This window comes from Phaeovulum sp. (genome assembly GCF_047638075.1).
Lineage (GTDB): Bacteria > Pseudomonadota > Alphaproteobacteria > Rhodobacterales > Rhodobacteraceae > UBA6197.
Genome location: NZ_JBLJBV010000034.1, coordinates 1 through 15,842, shown reverse-complemented (window position 1 = coordinate 15,842; position 15,842 = coordinate 1). Strand labels below are relative to the sequence as shown.

General features: G+C 59.8%; 14 protein-coding genes. 6 read left to right on the top strand and 8 right to left on the bottom strand.

Annotated elements, in window-relative coordinates; translation table 11 throughout:
• Positions 1–126 precede the first annotated feature (126 nt).
• Entirely contained in the window at positions 127–555 is a 429-nt protein-coding gene (locus ACM62R_RS05050) for an iron-sulfur cluster assembly scaffold protein (RefSeq protein WP_415182971.1), read from the bottom strand.
• 63 nt (positions 556–618) lie between these two features.
• Here ACM62R_RS05050 and hisI point away from each other — a divergent pair, with 63 nt between their 5' ends.
• Positions 619–978 (top strand): phosphoribosyl-AMP cyclohydrolase, encoded by a 360-nt coding sequence (gene hisI, locus ACM62R_RS05045; RefSeq protein ID WP_415182970.1) that lies wholly within the window; start codon positions 619–621, stop codon positions 976–978.
• A gap of 191 nt (positions 979–1,169) precedes the next feature.
• Here the strand turns inward: hisI and ACM62R_RS05040 are convergent, their stop codons facing one another.
• The 7 genes from ACM62R_RS05040 to ACM62R_RS05010 all read right to left on the bottom strand — a co-directional run bounded on the left by ACM62R_RS05040 (position 1,170) and on the right by ACM62R_RS05010 (position 8,022).
• The gene (locus tag ACM62R_RS05040) at positions 1,170–2,348 is read right to left on the bottom strand and encodes a pyridoxal phosphate-dependent aminotransferase (RefSeq protein WP_415182969.1); all 1,179 of its coding nucleotides are present in this window, start codon (positions 2,346–2,348) and stop codon (positions 1,170–1,172) included.
• Positions 2,349–2,369: 21 nt separating this feature from the next.
• The gene (locus tag ACM62R_RS05035; RefSeq protein WP_415182968.1) at positions 2,370–2,987 is read right to left on the bottom strand and encodes a TetR/AcrR family transcriptional regulator; all 618 of its coding nucleotides are present in this window, start codon (positions 2,985–2,987) and stop codon (positions 2,370–2,372) included.
• 64 nt (positions 2,988–3,051) lie between these two features.
• The gene (metA, locus tag ACM62R_RS05030) at positions 3,052–3,975 is read right to left on the bottom strand and encodes a homoserine O-acetyltransferase MetA (RefSeq protein ID WP_415182967.1); all 924 of its coding nucleotides are present in this window, start codon (positions 3,973–3,975) and stop codon (positions 3,052–3,054) included.
• Positions 3,976–3,990: 15 nt separating this feature from the next.
• Positions 3,991–4,854, bottom strand: coding sequence for an ATPase (locus tag ACM62R_RS05025; RefSeq protein WP_415182966.1), 864 nt, complete (start codon positions 4,852–4,854; stop codon positions 3,991–3,993).
• Positions 4,855–4,904: 50 nt separating this feature from the next.
• Positions 4,905–5,846, bottom strand: coding sequence for a DMT family transporter (locus tag ACM62R_RS05020; RefSeq protein ID WP_415182965.1), 942 nt, complete (start codon positions 5,844–5,846; stop codon positions 4,905–4,907).
• A 123-nt stretch (positions 5,847–5,969) separates the two neighbouring features.
• On the bottom strand, positions 5,970–7,037 hold the full coding sequence (locus tag ACM62R_RS05015) for a hypothetical protein (RefSeq protein WP_415182964.1): 1,068 nt from the start codon (positions 7,035–7,037) through the stop codon (positions 5,970–5,972).
• A gap of 79 nt (positions 7,038–7,116) precedes the next feature.
• Positions 7,117–8,022, bottom strand: a complete 906-nt coding sequence (locus ACM62R_RS05010) for a DMT family transporter (RefSeq protein ID WP_415182963.1) — start codon at positions 8,020–8,022, stop codon at positions 7,117–7,119.
• A 245-nt stretch (positions 8,023–8,267) separates the two neighbouring features.
• On the opposite strand from ACM62R_RS05010, the gene ACM62R_RS05005 reads away from it, so the two are divergent.
• The 5 genes from ACM62R_RS05005 to ACM62R_RS04985 all read left to right on the top strand — a co-directional run bounded on the left by ACM62R_RS05005 (position 8,268) and on the right by ACM62R_RS04985 (position 15,377).
• Complete coding sequence (locus tag ACM62R_RS05005; RefSeq protein WP_415182962.1) at positions 8,268–9,155, top strand: lipid II:glycine glycyltransferase FemX; 888 nt, start codon at positions 8,268–8,270, stop codon at positions 9,153–9,155.
• A gap of 83 nt (positions 9,156–9,238) precedes the next feature.
• A complete protein-coding gene (locus ACM62R_RS05000) occupies positions 9,239–10,204 on the top strand; it encodes a tellurium resistance protein (RefSeq protein ID WP_415182961.1) in 966 nt (321 codons plus the stop codon).
• 80 nt (positions 10,205–10,284) lie between these two features.
• On the top strand, positions 10,285–11,733 hold the full coding sequence (gene guaB / locus ACM62R_RS04995) for an IMP dehydrogenase (protein WP_415182960.1): 1,449 nt from the start codon (positions 10,285–10,287) through the stop codon (positions 11,731–11,733).
• Positions 11,734–11,787: 54 nt separating this feature from the next.
• On the top strand, positions 11,788–12,978 hold the full coding sequence (locus ACM62R_RS04990; RefSeq protein ID WP_415182959.1) for an RsmB/NOP family class I SAM-dependent RNA methyltransferase: 1,191 nt from the start codon (positions 11,788–11,790) through the stop codon (positions 12,976–12,978).
• A 197-nt stretch (positions 12,979–13,175) separates the two neighbouring features.
• Positions 13,176–15,377: an ATP-binding protein gene (locus ACM62R_RS04985; protein WP_415183001.1), complete on the top strand. Its 2,202-nt coding sequence runs from the start codon at positions 13,176–13,178 to the stop codon at positions 15,375–15,377.
• The last annotated feature ends 465 nt before the right edge of the window (positions 15,378–15,842 follow it).

The following is a 15,842-nucleotide window of genomic DNA, read 5'->3' as shown; positions in this document are numbered from 1 at the left end:
TCAGGTTCTGCCTCGCGCTTTCGTGCCGCACCTGCCAAGGCTGGCGGCTACCCTTCCCCCCGGGTGCCCTTTCGGGCCAAAAGCGCATCCTTCCGCCGCCTTGCATAGCCGCAAGCGCGGCGGCTTTTATTCGGGCATGGCATCCAGCGTCGCATTAAGTGCGAGCAGGATCGAGGCGTGACGATTGGGATAATCGCGTGCCGAGATCAGCACCTCGTAACCACCGAACGGATCCGCAGGAACAGGACCATCTTGTTTCAGCATGGCCGAAAGCTGGTCCCGCGCACGCAAGATTTCTACGCGACTGCGGCCCACCACAACTGCCCCTAATACCGCCGCGGCAGCCTGGCCCAACGCGCAGGCCTTCACCTCTTGTGAAAACGCGCTGATCTTGCCGTCACTGATGCAAACATCAACCGTCACGGTCGAGCCACACAAAGGTGCGCGCCGGGTGGCGCTGAACGCAGGCGCCGGCAAGCGCCCCAGATGGGGTATGTCAGCCGCCAACGCCAGTATGCGCTGGGAATATAGCTTCATAAGGTCGCTGTCGCTCATGGCTTTTCCTCGGTGTCAATGAGCGTTAAATAGCGTGGAATATCCATTTTGAACAGGTGCACCATGAGCTTTGACCCCGCTTCACTGACCTATGATGCAAATGGGCTGATCCCCGTCATCGCGCAGGATGTCGGCTCAGATGAAGTATTGATGCTGGCATGGATGAACGCCGAGGCCGTTGCGCGTACCCTGGCGACCCGCCGGGTGACCTATTGGTCGCGTTCACGTCAGGCATTCTGGGTGAAGGGTGAAACCTCGGGTCATATCCAACATCTGGTGGAATTACGTATAGATTGCGATCGGGACTGTCTCTTGGCGCGTGTCAGACAGCAGGGGCCGGCATGCCACACCAACCGCCGGTCATGCTTTTATACGGCAATTCAGAATGGCGATGAGGTTGAAATCCTGCACCCCTTAGCCTGATGGCCGCAAGTTGCCCCTGATGTTTCCGGGGGGCCCATATAGGCCAGCCGGCGCAGCTTTTGATGGATGTATCAATACCCCTACGGGTCAAGCGCCCGGAACCCGCTCAGATAATCCCGACAGCTTGGTGTCTTTTGGGATCATTCCTCGCCTCGGCTTTTTTTTGGTAAAAATACTCATTTGACGCCGCCTCACCGCACCAGCGCCTCGGCATAGCTGCGCAACCGCAGTAGCGCTTTCTTCAAGGCCTCATCGTCCAACGTCAGGGCAATGCGCAAATGCCCGGCGGCAGATGCGCCAAAGCTTTCGCCGGGCATGACCGCAATCCGCTCGTCCGCTAACAGGCGCTCCGCGAAGTCGGCTCCCGAAAGACCCGTCGCGCGGATATCGGCCATCACATACATGGCCCCTGCAGGGGGGGTCAGCCGCACCGCCTGACTACCTGCCAATGCGCGCACGGCCACATCGCGCCGGCGGCGGAAGGGGGCCGCGATCCGCGTTTCCAGGTCCTGACCCTCGCGCAATGCAAATAGCCCCGCATCCTGAATAAAGCCGGGCACGCCATAGGTTGTGTTGACCGCCAGCGCATGAACCGCATGCGCCACTTCCTCGGGGGCGACCACCCAGCCGATCCGTGATCCTGTCATCGCATGGCTTTTGGATAGCGAGCCGATCACAATCGTGCGTTTGGCCATGCCCGGCAGGGTGCGCGGGCTGATATGTGTTCCTTCCCAGACCTGGGTGTCATAAACCTCATCCGAAATCAGCCACAGGTCGCGCCGCTCACATACTTCCGCGATGCCTTCCATGGTATCGCGCGAGTAAATGACACCCGTCGGGTTGTTCGGGGAATTGATCAACAGGGTGCGTGCGTCGCTGGCGGCGGCGGCGGCATCAAGCGCATGTGCCTCTGGCTGGAAGCCATGTTCGGGGCGGGCAGGAACCGCCAGCGCAACCCCGCCGCCGGCCCGGATTGTACCTGGGTAGGTGGGGTAATGGGGGGCGACGAAAAGCCCGGTCTGGCCCGCCCCCAGCAGCGCCATATGTGCCGCGAACAACGCGGCTTGGCCTCCGGGCGTAACCACTATCTGTGCAGGCGATGTGGCAACGCCGGTGCGGGCGCTGACGCGGGCTGCAATCTCGGCACGCAAGGCACGTTGCCCGGCGATGTCGGTATAGCCGGTGTTGCCTGCCACCGCTGCCGCCATCATTGCAGACAGCACCGCCGGATCGGTCTTCACGTCCGGCTCGCCAATTGTCAGCATCGTTACGGCCTCGCCTACGGCGATCATGTCGCGCGCACGCCCAAGTATTGCCCAGCCATCCTTGCCGTTTCCGGTCATATGCGCGATGCGCGCCGCGAGTTTCATCACCGCCTCCGTATTCAGATGTCACATGTCAGGGGGCACCAGGCCCAACCCGCGCAGATAGATGCCGATCCCCGATTCCAGCAGGTCTTCGGGGGTGAACTGGCTTCGGCTGCCAGGCTGGGCGCGCGCATAAAGCTCGACCACGCCATGGCTCATTGCCCAGATATGGGCAGAAAACATCGCTGCGGGGGGGCGCCGCCCCTCGGGGATATGGCGCGCCAAGGCCTCGGCCGCGCGCAGCATTACCCGGTCGCCGCGCGCGCTGATTTGGGCCAGCTCAGGCGTGCGGTTGGGCGAGATGCCGCTTTCGAACATGGCCATGTAATGCCCCGGATAGCGGCGCGCAAAGGCCAGATAAGCCCGGCCCGTCGCCCCAAAGGCCGCCAATGCCGAGGGCGCGCCGTCGTTCCAGGCATGCTCCAGAAGATCGGCAAAAATGGCATAGCCTTGGCGCGCACATTCCGCGATCAGATCTTCACGCCCCTCAAAATGGCGATAGACAGCAGCCGGGGTTACGCCTGCGGATTTGGCCGCCTCAGACAGGCTGAAACCGGTGGGGCCCTGCGTCTCGATCAGGCGCAAGGCGGCCTCGATCAGGGCTTGTCTGAGATTGCCGTGATGATAGCCCCGCTTAATCATTCAAAGCCCGCTCCGGCCACAATTTCGGGCCTGCCTTGCCAACATGTTTTCCGCAAGGGTCGGATCATACGCCGATCTGCATCAGATCATAGGGGGTGGATTGGTAGATCTCATTGATCCAATTACCATAAAGCAGATGCGCATGACTGCGCCACCGGTTCAACGGGGTTTTGGTCGGGTCATCGCCGGGGTAATAATTCACCGGCACGTTAATCGTCTTGCCCGCCGCGGCGTCGCGGTCATATTCTTCTTTCAGTGTGCAGCTATCATATTCAAAATGATTGAAAATATAAAGCGCGCGGTGATCCGCATCCTCCAAAAGGCACGGCCCCACCTCGTCCGAGGCAAGCAGCGTTCGCAGCTTTGGGGCGGCGTCAATTTCAGACTGGCGCATTTCGGTCCAGCGGCTGACGGGGATCAGAAGGTCATCGGAAAAGCCGCGCAGATAGGGTGAGGCAGGGGCACAGTTGCGGTGCCGGAAACAGCCGAATGCCTTGCGATCCAGCATATGTTTTTTTACGCCATGAAAGTGATAGGCCATCGCCATGCCGCCCCAACAGACGCCAAAGGTTGATTGAACGTGCCCTTGGGTCCAGTCAAAAACCTCGCGCAGCTCATCCCAATAGGTGACCTCTTCAAATGGCAAATGCTCGATCGGGGCGCCGGTGATGATCAACCCGTCGTATTTTTCGCCGGTCGCGGCTACGTCGGCAAAGGGGCGGTAGAATTCTTCCATATGTTCGGCGGCGGTGTTTTTGGCCGCGTGGTCGGTCATACGGATCAGATCCAGATGGATCTGCAACGGTGTCGCGCCGATCAGCCGGGCAAACTGGTTTTCGGTCTGAATCTTTTTCGGCATCAGGTTGAGAAGCGCTATCCGCAGGGGGCGAATATCCTGCGTTTCGGCCCGGCCCGGCGACATGACCATGACACCCTCTTGGTTGAGGATGTTATAGGCAGGCAGCGTTTCGGGCAGGGTGATAGGCATGGTCTCTCCGGCGGGTCAGGGGTGTGCGTTCAGCGCGCGGGCAATCAGCGATATAAAATCGGTGGCGGTTTTCACAAGGGCCACATCCTCGGCCTTGATCGAGACGCCCCAGTTGCGCGCCATCGCCGCATAGCGCGGCTGGCGGTGGGCAAGTGCGCGCGCATAGGTCCAGCGCACAAAGGCATCGGGGTTGACCTCGGGTTCGGTCAGCCCGTTCAGCACGCGGTATTCAACCCAGGCGTTTTCCAGAAATTCGGGCTGGTAATACATCGGCTTCGGGGCGCGGTCAAAGCGGCGGATCAGCTCTTCCGTATGCGCGTCAGAGCCTTCGATCCAGACCATCAGCAGGTTTTGGGACAGCGCCTTCAGGATCGCATCCTCGGGGTTGTCCGGGTCGACCACCTCGCAGATGGAGCCACCGCTGTCGCAGACGAAATGCGCAAGACCGTAGATCTCGCGGGCGCGGGTAATGAAATAGTTGGTATCAAGCAGGCTGGCCTGTTCCGCGGTGCGGTGCTGATCCTGTCGGCGCATGTATTGGTCAAAGGGCAGCCCACCCTTTTGTTCGTTACCCGGTTTGCCCAGATAGGTGGACAGCGGCGAAAGGTTGTCAAAGGTGATGTTCGACCCGATATGCACGGAATCCGTCATCAGAAGTTCGCGCAAAAGCGGCACTTTCATCGCCTCGCGCTTGAAATTATCGGCAATGAATTCGCCCATGTAGCGCGTGCCGATCCGGTAATCGACCGAGTAGTGAAACCAGCCCCCCGCGTCGCGCAGCAAAGAGGCGACATGAGTTTTGCCAAGGCCCGACATGCCAAACAACAGCACCTGTTTGCGCGGGGCCGCAACCCATTCCGCCGCTGAATTGTAGATCATTCCCGCCCGTCCTTTGCTTGATCCGGGTTTACCGCGTGGCTTGGGCAGCGTCACGGGTTATTTGTGCGCAGCGGAAACCGGAAGGGCAGCCGTAATTGACCGTTCAGGACCAGTAACCCCAGCGCCAATATGCCAAAGCCCAAAAAGGCGCGCAACGGCAGGGTTTCGTCATAGACCGCCCAACCCGCGACAATCGCCACCGGCGGGATCAGCAGCGTGACCAGTGAAAGGTTACCCGCCCCGGCCAGCGCCAGCACCCGGTAATAGAGCAGATAGGCCAGCGCCGTACAGCCGACCGCCAACCACAAGACCGCCACCCAGACTGGTGTTGACCAATCAAAACTGGGCACCCCATCCAGCAGCAGCGCCGTGGGCAGCATCAGGACCGACGCCCCGGTCAACATGCCTGCCGCGGCAACCTCGGGCACCAACCCGCGCACCTGAACCCGGGCATAGGCGCCTGCCAGGGCGTAGAAAAAGGCCGCGCCCAGGATTGCCAGCTGGCCCGTGGACCCCGGATCAAAATGTAACAGCGTTGCCGGGCCAATCGCCACCACCACACCGACAAAACCGATCAAGACCCCCAGCGCCTTGCGCGGGGTCAACCGCTCATCCGTAAAGACCCAGGCGGCCACCAGCACGCCAAAGATGGCCGTCGATGCGTTCAGCACCCCGGCCAGGCCGCTGTCGATATGCTTTTGCCCCCAGACGATCAGCGAAAACGGGATGGCATTGTTCAGCGCCCCCATCACCAGAAAGCGCCACCAGATCTTGCGCCCGCGTGGAAGCGGCAACCGGCGCAGCATCACCCAAAGCCACAGCAGGATGCAGCCCCCCGTCACCCGCATCGCCACCAGGCTGGCCACCGGCACCTCGGCTACGGCAGCGCGATTTGAGAGAAACGATCCCCCCCAGATCAGTGCCAGCACCGCCAGCAGCACCCAGGCATGGGCGGACATATCGGTTTGTGCGGGGCGTTGTTGTTGGCTCATGCCAAAGACCTATGCCGCCTGTCGGCAATTCGCCACCCGGAACTTGTGCCAAATACAATCGGTTGCCTGTGTGCATGAAAAAGCCCCGCCAAAGCGGGGCCTTTGAGTGCGACTGATACCCGCTCAGAAGCTGACGCCGACCCGAACACCCGCGCCCCAGCCCGAGTTGCCGCTGAACTGGCCGTTGATGGTTTTGGTAACGGCATCGCCAATATCGACATAGCGCAGGCCGCCCGTCACCTTGATATTGTCGCGCGTGTAGGTTGCCGCCAACCCGATGGATTTCATCCCGTCGGTTGGCCCAAGGTTACCGGTCGGTGTTCCGTCATGCTTTTCATAGCCAAGGACCACGGCACCCGACCAGTTTTCAGTGAACTTGCGCCCGACACCAAGATTATAGGTGATCACGTCGTGTGTGTAATCGACCAAGGGTGACCCGAAATTCGCCTGATAAACAGGCGGGTCAATATCGAACACCGACCAATCCACCCAGCGGACCGAGCCAAAGACCAGCGTATCTTTTGCGACACCGGTTTGGAATTCAAGGTTTACTGACTGCGGCACCTCGGACTCAAAACTGGTGGAAATTACCCCCATTTCCGTCGAGTCGAAATCATGGGTGATCGCTGAATTATAGGTCAGCGCCACACGGGCCGCGATTTCCGGCTTTTCCCAGGCGACGCCCAGCACATAGCCAAAATCCGTTTCGGTCGAGGTGTTCATCGTGTAGCCACCGTTGAACAGCGACACATTGCCCTTGGTGCGCAGCGCGCGCACGCCGCCGATCACGCTGAAGTTGTTGGGCATTTTATAGCGCAGCAGGGCGGTTATGGCGTTGGAATCAATCGACGCGTTCGACCCGGCCAGCGGGTAGGGCGCAAAGGCCGCTTGATAGTTCAGATCGGCGCCAATGGGCTGATCAAAGATCAAGGCTATGTCAAGCTGATCGCTCAGCGCCTGTTTATACCCCAATGAGATATTGCCATAACCAAGCGCCATATCACCAGAGGACACAGCCCCCCCTGCAACCGTGCCGCTGACATCAGGACTGAATGCGCTAAAGCTGAACTCTGCGTAGCGCCCCTTTTCAAAAAGGATCGCCACAGATTGCGTCGACCGTTCAATACCGCCGGCTTGTGCGGTGCCGACCCCCATGGCAAGCGCACTTGCCGTCATCAATACACGCCTCATTTGATCCTCGTCCCTGCGTATTCGTTATATCTGTCAGATGAGCCTAACATGGGTCGGGCGTATATCAATTGGATAGTCTTTATGACGTCGCGTTCTGTTGTCGCATTGCCACGCGTTTGCTGCGGTTTTCGGTGCGGATATTGATCCAATTGGCACCAAAAATGATGGCACCACCCAGTATGATCGCCGCTGAAAGCGGCTCGTCGTAAAAGGCGGCACCGACAAGCGCGATGATCGGCAGGCGCAAAAAGTCGAACGGTGCCACAACCGATGCCGGGGCCAGCCGCAGCGCCCGCGTCAGGCAAAAATGCGCGCCAAGGCCTGCGACGCCGATCACCACCAGCCACGGCAGGCTGGCCGCGGTGGGCCAGGTCATGTGGCCGTCAGCCATCGCAAGGATCAGGCCAAACACGAACTGAAACACCACCAGCCAGAACAGGATTTCGGTCATCGGGGCGGTGCGGGTCAGTTGCTTGGTGATCAACGTGGACCCCGCAAAACCGACCGCTGCCAGCAGGGCCAATGCGGTGCCAAGGCCAAACCCACCCGCCGCCCAGGGTTGCGCCACGATCAGCACACCGACAAACCCGACCAGCGCCGCGGCCAGTTTTTGCCGCGTCAAAACCTCGGCCAGCAAAAAGGGGGCGGCCAGCGCCACAAGGATCGGATACGAAAATTCAAGCGCAAACAGCTGCGCCAGCGGGATCATCGTCAATGCGGCAAACCACAGGTTCTGCCCGGCAAAGTGAAAGGCGTTGCGGATAAAATGCTGCCCCATCCGCCGCACCTTGATATCGGGGCCATAACCGGCAGGCAGGGCAACGCCAAGCACCAGCACAAGCCCCACGAGCGACCGCCATGTCATGATTTCAAACGTGTCGTGAATCGGTGAAACGGCGCGCCCGGCCACAGCCATGCTGACCAATCCGGTGATTGCGCCGCCCATCCAAAGGGCTGCCGCCAACGGGCGCGATTCCTGCGGCATGATGCCCCCCCAAAAAACCGGTGCGCCTGTCTTTGCAAGCGGCCGCGCGAAAGTCCAGTGTGATATGCGGCAGCTAGCGCAGACCCCTCCATAACGCCAACAAAACCAGGTAGGCGATAGACAGCGCCACGGCGATCACTAGCGCGGCCCAAGCGGTCAGACGCGGGGCAGGGATGGGTTTGGTGCGATGCGGTTTCATATGGGCATTAAGTAATTCTTCAGGTGAATCTTCGATTAACAAAGCCATGAAGCGGATCGAAATTCATGAAGAAATCATCGCGCATTCCGAATGGGATGGCCTTTTGGCCGGGCACAATGCGGCGCTGCAGCAGTATTGGGCTTATGGGCAGATCGCAGCAAGGCAGGGCGCCAGAGTTGAACGGGCCTCTCTTTGGCAGGGGGGCGTGCCGGTGGCTGTTGCGCAGATATTGCGCCGCCGGGGAATGGCGGTCGTGATGCGCGGGCCGGTCTGGCTGATGGCGGCCGGGCCAGAATTGCATCGGGCGGGGTTGCGTGCGTTGGCGCGGCGGCACCTGTGCCTGTTGGCAACGCCGGAAAATGCGGTTTCGGGGTGGGGTGTCGTGCCGCTGATCACGCCTCGCTATCAGGCGGTGCTTGACCTGCGCCCCGATTTGCCAACCTTGCGTGCACGATTGGCCGGCACATGGCGCAACCGCGTTTCACACGCGCAAAAGGCGGGCCTGCGGGTTATGGCATTGGACGGCCCAAAAGATTGGCGCTGGCTGATAGACGCCGAAAAGAGGCAACGTGCCCAGCGCAAATACCGTGCCTTGCCCGTGGGCTTTGTCGATGCCTGGGCAGGCGCCGAGCCGGGTGGGGTTCGGGCCCTTCAAGTCGTTCATGATGGGGCGGCGCTGGCGGGAATGGTGTTTTTGCGCCATGGTGACGGGGTAAGTTATCATCTGGGTTGGTCGGGCGTCGAAGGTCGCGCCGTGTCGGCGCATAATCTTTTGCTGTGGCACGCGATTGAACAGCTAAAGGCCGAAGGGGCGCAATGGCTGGATCTGGGGGATGTCAACCATGACCGCGCGCCGGGGCTGGCGCATTTCAAACTGGGCACCGGGGCGCAGGCAAAGCCGCTGGGGGCAACTGCCATTCTACTGCCGTCCTGAAATCTATCGGGTGCCTGCGGCAAAGCGTGGGCTGGCATTTACGGCGCAATAGAGGCACCAAGGGCGCAAATGAGGAGAAAACCATGGCATTCAAACTCCCGGCAATGGCACCTGCAGGGCTATGGCGGCGCACGCCCCCGGCAATTTTTCCGCCCATTCTGGGGTTACTGGGGTTGGCGCTGGCGTGGCGTCGAGGCGCGGGAGAATTTGGCGTGCCGCAAGGGGCGGCAGATATGCTCATGGGGGCGGTAACGCTTCTTTTTATATTTTCTACAATAACTTATGTTGCAAAGCTCATGCGTCGACCTGCCGTTGTCAACGATGATCTGAAGGTTCTGCCGGGGCGTGCGGGGTTGGCTGCCGGGGTGTTGTGCCTTTATCTTTTTGCCGGTGCGTTGACCCCTTTTTCAGCCGAACAGGCGCGCCCGGTGCTGATATTGGGGCTGGCCGTGCATCTGGTGCTGGCTCTGCTGCTTGTCCGGCTTTTCATCACCGGCCCGGCAGAACAACGCCGGGTCACGCCCGTGTGGCACCTCAGCTTTACCGGGTTCATCGTGGCGGCCATGGTGGCGCAAGGGCTAGGGTTATCGGGGCTGACATGGGGGTTGTTCTGGCTCTCGCTTCTTGTGGCTGTGCTGATCTGGGTGATCAGCGCTGATCAATTCCGTAGGCTGCGCGTGCCAGCACCGCTGCGCCCGCTGCTGGCGATTCACCTTGCACCGGCATCGCTGCTGGGGGTGGTCGCACTGGGGATGGGGATGCCGGGGCTGGCACTGGGGTTTGGCGTGCTGTCGGTGCTATTGCTGGCGGCGATGGTTTTGGGCGTGCGCTGGCTGCTGGCGGCGGGGTTTTCGCCGCTTTGGGGGGCGCTGACCTTCCCGCTAGCGGCGACCGCGAATTTCTGGGTGGCGCTTGGTGGCGCTTGGCGAATTCCCGGCGGGATCCTGCTGGTGCTGGCTACGCTGATCATCGTGCCGATCGCGGTGCAGGTGCTCAAGCTTTGGGCCAAGGGGCAGCTTGCGGTAAAAACCAACGCGGCAATCGCCTGATTTGCCGCGGGGGGGCTTGCCAATCCCGCCTTGGCGTGAAACAGGGAACCGCCAAACGAACACTGCCGCGGAGGACCCCCATGCAGATTCGAGAGGCGCTCACCTTTGATGACGTACTCCTTGTTCCGGCCGCATCTTCGGTGCTGCCATCCGAGGCCGATGTCTCCACCTTTGTGACCCGATCCATTCGGATGAACATCCCGCTGCTGAGTTCAGCGATGGACACCGTAACCGAGGCGCGGATGGCAATAGCCATGGCCCAGGCCGGGGGGATCGGCGTGATCCACCGTAACCTTGGGGTGGAGGAGCAGGCAAACGAAGTGCGCCGCGTCAAGCGGTTCGAATCGGGCGTGGTGTTCGATCCGATCACCCTGACGCCGGATCAGACGCTGGCCGACGCCAAGGCCCTGCAAGAGCGTTACAACGTCACCGGCTTTCCGGTGGTTGACGACGGCGGCCGGGTGCTGGGCATCGTCACCAACCGCGACATGCGTTTTGCCAGTGATGACCGCACGCCGGTGCGCGCGATGATGACCTCGGAAAATCTGGCGCTGCTGACTGAGCCGGTCGAACTGGAGCTGGCCAAGAACCTGATGAAGGTGCGCCGGATCGAAAAGCTGCTGGTCACCGACGGGATGGGCAAACTGACCGGGCTTCTGACCCTGAAAGACACTGAAAAAGCAGTCCTTAACCCCTTGGCATGTAAGGATGAATTGGGGCGTTTGCGGGTTGCGGCGGCTACGACGGTAGGGGACGCCGGGTTTGAACGTAGTGCTGCGCTGATTGACGCGGGTTGCGATTTGATCGTGATCGACACCGCACATGGCCATTCAGAAGGCGTTGCCCGCGCAGTAGAACGGGTCAAGGCGCTGTCAAGTTCGGTTCAGGTCATCGCCGGAAACGTGGCAACCGCCGAGGCGACGCGCGCATTGATTGATGCAGGGGCGGATGCGGTAAAGGTAGGCATCGGCCCCGGTTCGATCTGCACCACGCGGATCGTGGCGGGTGTGGGGGTGCCCCAAATGACAGCGATCATGGATGCGGTATCCGCAGCGGCCGATATTCCGGTTATCGCGGACGGCGGGATCAAGTATTCCGGCGATTTTGCCAAGGCAATCGCGGCGGGCGCGTCTTGTGCAATGGTTGGCTCTGCGATTGCCGGCACCGATGAGTCGCCCGGAGAAGTCATTTTGTATCAGGGGCGTAGCTTCAAAAGTTTCCGTGGGATGGGGTCTTTGGGGGCGATGGCGCGTGGCTCGGCCGACCGGTATTTCCAAAAAGACGCCGCGTCGGACAAACTGGTGCCCGAAGGGATAGAAGGGCAAGTTCCTTACAAGGGGTCGGCCTCGGCTGTGGTTCACCAACTGGTGGGCGGTCTACGCGCAGCGATGGGGTATACCGGCAACGCAACCATCGCCCAGATGCAAGGTGGCTGCAAATTTGTGCGTATTACCGGCGCCGGCCTGAAAGAAAGCCATGTGCATGATGTGCAGATCACGCGGGAAAGCCCAAATTACAGGGGAATATAATATTATCAGAATGTTACATGGTGATATTGATGTTTCAAGCGAAGAGGTGGCGGGGTGACCCCCGCTGCCCGCATAGCTGCGGCTTGCGAAATTCTGGATCGTGTTCTTGCGGGTGCTTCGGCCGAGGCAACGTTGACGAACTGGGCGCGCGGCAACCGGTTTGCCGGCTCGGGTGATCGTGCCGCAATCCGCGATCTGGTGTTTGACGCGCTGCGCTGTAAGCGTTCCTATGCGGTAAGCGGTGGCGGGCTTTCGGGGCGGGGCCTGATGTTGGGGCATTGTCGCGCGCAAGGGATTGATCCGTCAGAAATTTTTACATCTGATCGGTTCGCACCTATGGCGCTCACGGTTGCAGAGGCTGCTGCCTATTCGGGTGCGCCGCAACCACATGGCAATGATGCGCTGGATTGCCCTGATTGGCTGGCCCCTTTGCTGCAAGACAGTCTTGGCGCGGATTTTGCCCCGGTGATGTTGGCCGGGCGCCAGCGGGCACCGGTATTTTTACGGGTAAACCTTGCCCGTACGACGCGCCCTGCTGCAATCGCGGCACTGGCCGCCGAAGGGATCAGGGCGCAAAGCCATTCGCTTGCAAGCTCTGCTTTGGTTGTGCTTAAAAATTATAGGAAAATCCATCTCACACAAGTATATGCGGATGGCTTGGTTGAATTGCAGGACGTCGCGTCGCAAGCGATGATCGAGGGTTTGGCGCTGTCCCCCAAGGCGCGGATCCTTGACTATTGCGCGGGGGGCGGCGGCAAGGCGCTTGCTCTCGCCATGCGTGTGGATCAAGAGATCGTCGCGCATGATGCCGCACCAGAACGAATGCGCGATATTCCGGCCCGTGCGGCGCGCGCAGGGGTGCGGATCAGACGGCTTGCGCGCGACGAGATTTCGGGGCAGTTCGACCTGGTGCTGGTTGATGCGCCCTGTTCGGGGTCAGGCACCTGGCGACGTACGCCCGAGGCAAAGTGGCGTCTTACACCGGCGCGCCTTGAGGAATTGCAGAAGATTCAATGCGATATTTTGGTATCTGCCGCGCCATTGGTAAAGCCGGGCGGTGTGCTGGTCTATATGACATGCTCTTTTTTGCGCGCCGAAAATGAGGCGCAGACCGATGATTTCGCCGCGACAAACGGGTGGATCAAAACCGCCGAGAGGCGTCTGACGCCGCTGGATGGAGGCGACGGGTTTTATTGTTGCACCATGCGTAAATTTTCTGATGCCGCAGTAATCATTCAAGATTGACTCAATTAAAGGTTGTGTTTTGATGCACCTTAATCGGGTTTTAAGCATTTCACCCCGCAATGCAAGAAGTCGATTCTGGCAAAAGGGGCTTGTGTGTGACGCATCCGGTGCAACCTATTACCCGCACGGCGGCGTTTCTGGCGCCGGGGTGGGGCTATCTGTTGATTGCCGCCTTTTGCGCGCTCGCAGTCGGGATCATGATCCCCGATCAGATGCTGATGTTGGCGTTCCTTGCTATCTCGGGTACGCTGGCGGCGCTGGCGGTTATGCTTCGGCTTGCTGCCATGCAGCAAAATCGTCGACGCCGGGATCTCCAGGCACAGATTGCAGGCTTTATTGCGCATGATGCATCGCCCAGCTTTACGACGGATTGCGATGGCGGCATTGGTTTTCAAAATCGTGCCGCGGTTGAGCGTTTTGGCTCGCGCGGCGGGCAGACGTTGACCCGCGCACTGGGCGAGGTGTTTGCCCATCCAGCCTCGGTGCTGGGCCGATTGCAAAGCAAGGCCGCCGCACTCGGGGCCGCCCGCGAAGACCTTGTGACGCGGCGTGGCCATGTGCGCCTTTCGGTTCATCTTATCGGGGACGACAGCTTTTTGTGGCGGCTTGAGGACATGGCCGAACGCCTGACCGGGGGGCGTGGGGCTGAAACGATCAGTCTGCCAATGCTGACAGTCTCAAAAACCGGAACGATCCTTTTCATGAATGAGGCACTGCGGCGCTTGGTAGGCGAACGTGTCCGTACCTTGGACCGGATCTTTACGGAACTGCCTTTGCGTTCGGGGGCCGAATACGAGATATCGACGCCCAATGGCCCGCTGCGCGCCGTCGTAGCCGAATTGCACGGCGTTGGTGGACGCAGCGAGATTTACCTTTTGCCGATGGCTACGGGCCGGGCAACCGCACATGACCCAACAGCCTTTGAGGCGCTGCCGGTTGCACTGATGCGCCTGTCTGCAGAGGGACGGGTGTTGGCGGTCAACCGTGCTGCACGCGGGCTTTTGGGGCAGATCGAACCCGATGCCGCCTTTGCCGATCTATTGGAAGGCCTGGGGCGCCCGGTCAATGACTGGCTTTCTGAAGCACTCTCCGGTCGGTCGAATCACCGACCCGAAGTGCTTCGGGCAAAACACGGTGAACAAGAGGTGTTTTTGCAAGTCAAACTATCGCGTGTGGTTGAGGAAGGGTGCCCGGGGTTGGTGGCGGTTTTGTCGGATGCAACGCAGCTCAAGACGCTTGAGGCGCAGTTTGTGCAAAGCCAGAAGATGCAGGCAATTGGCCAGCTCGCAGGCGGTGTGGCCCATGATTTCAATAATCTTTTGACCGCTATTTCAGGCCATTGCGATCTTTTGATGCTGCGCCATGACAAGGCAGACCCAGATTATGCTGATTTGGATCAGATCAGTCAAAACGCTAATCGGGCAGCCAGCCTTGTAGGGCAGTTACTTGCATTTTCGCGTAAGCAAACGCTGAAGCCGCGAGTGATTGACCTGCGCGACAGCATGTCAGACTTGACCCATCTTTTGAACCGCTTGGTCGGTGAAAAGGTCCAGCTGTCGTTAAGCCATGACCCCGACCTGCAATTGATCCGGGCTGACAAGCGTCAGTTGGAACAGGTGATCATGAATCTGGTCGTCAACGCGCGTGATGCAATGCCGGGTGGTGGAAAAATCCAGATTGAAACCGAGAATTGTCGGTTGTCCGAGGAATTGAAGCGGGATCGCGCGGTTATCGCGATTGGTGACTATGTCGTCGTACGTGTGATCGATGAAGGAACTGGTATCGCACCAGACAAATTGCCCAAGATATTTGAACCTTTCTACACCACCAAGCGCACAGGAGAGGGCACGGGGCTTGGCCTTTCGACAGCTTATGGAATCGTCAAGCAAACCGGAGGATATATTTTTTGTGACTCGGTGGTGGGGTCTGGTACATGTTTCACGCTGTATTTTCCTGCACACGACCAGATTACCGAACCAGACGAGCCGGTTGTCGTTCCCGTTGATCTTGTGACCCCCCATAACAGCAGCGCAACAGTACTTTTGGTCGAGGATGAGGCCCCGGTGCGCGCCTTCGCCAGTCGTGCCCTGAAACTGAGAGGCTACACGGTATTCGAGGCTGAAAATGCAGAAGACGCGTTACACGTCTTGGAGGATATCTCGCTACATATCGACGTCTTTTTGACAGATGTGATCATGCCTGGGCTTGATGGTCCCAGCTGGGTGCGAGAGGCGCTAAAAACGCGACCCGGCACGGCGGTGGTATTTGTGTCAGGCTACGCTGAAGATGTGTTCCAGGACGGGAGGCCCCCTGTGCCAAACTCGGTCTTTCTGCCCAAACCATTTTCGCTAAGCGAACTTACGGCCACCGTCCAAAATCAGATCCGAGCCGATACCTGAACTAGCGATCTGATAATGCGATACTTTCTCAGGAACGGAAGGAAACACTAAACAGTGGGCCTGTCCAGAGATCTGCGGGTCGGGGGCATAAGGTGTAAGCGGTCTCTGGGGACCACTGGCGGCTTAGTTTGATGGCTTGATGTTCCACGGCAGCGTCCCGTCGAGACGGCTTTGAGGGGGGGGTGGCGATGGCTTTGAAGGTGGCCTTCAGGTAGGCGAAGGGCTCGATGCCGTTGATCTTTCAGGTCTCGATCAGCGAGGCAACTCGGGCCCAGGCAACGCCGCCTACGTCATGGCCGGCAAAAAGTGCATTTTTGCGATTTAGGGCTATGGGTCAGATCAGGTTTTCGACCCTGTTGGAGTCGATCTCCACGCGGGCGTCGTGCGGGAAGGTGTGCAACCCGCCCCGGTGATAGGTAACCACCCCATTGGCACCGCCTGCCTGAGCGTGGCGCGATAATCTAA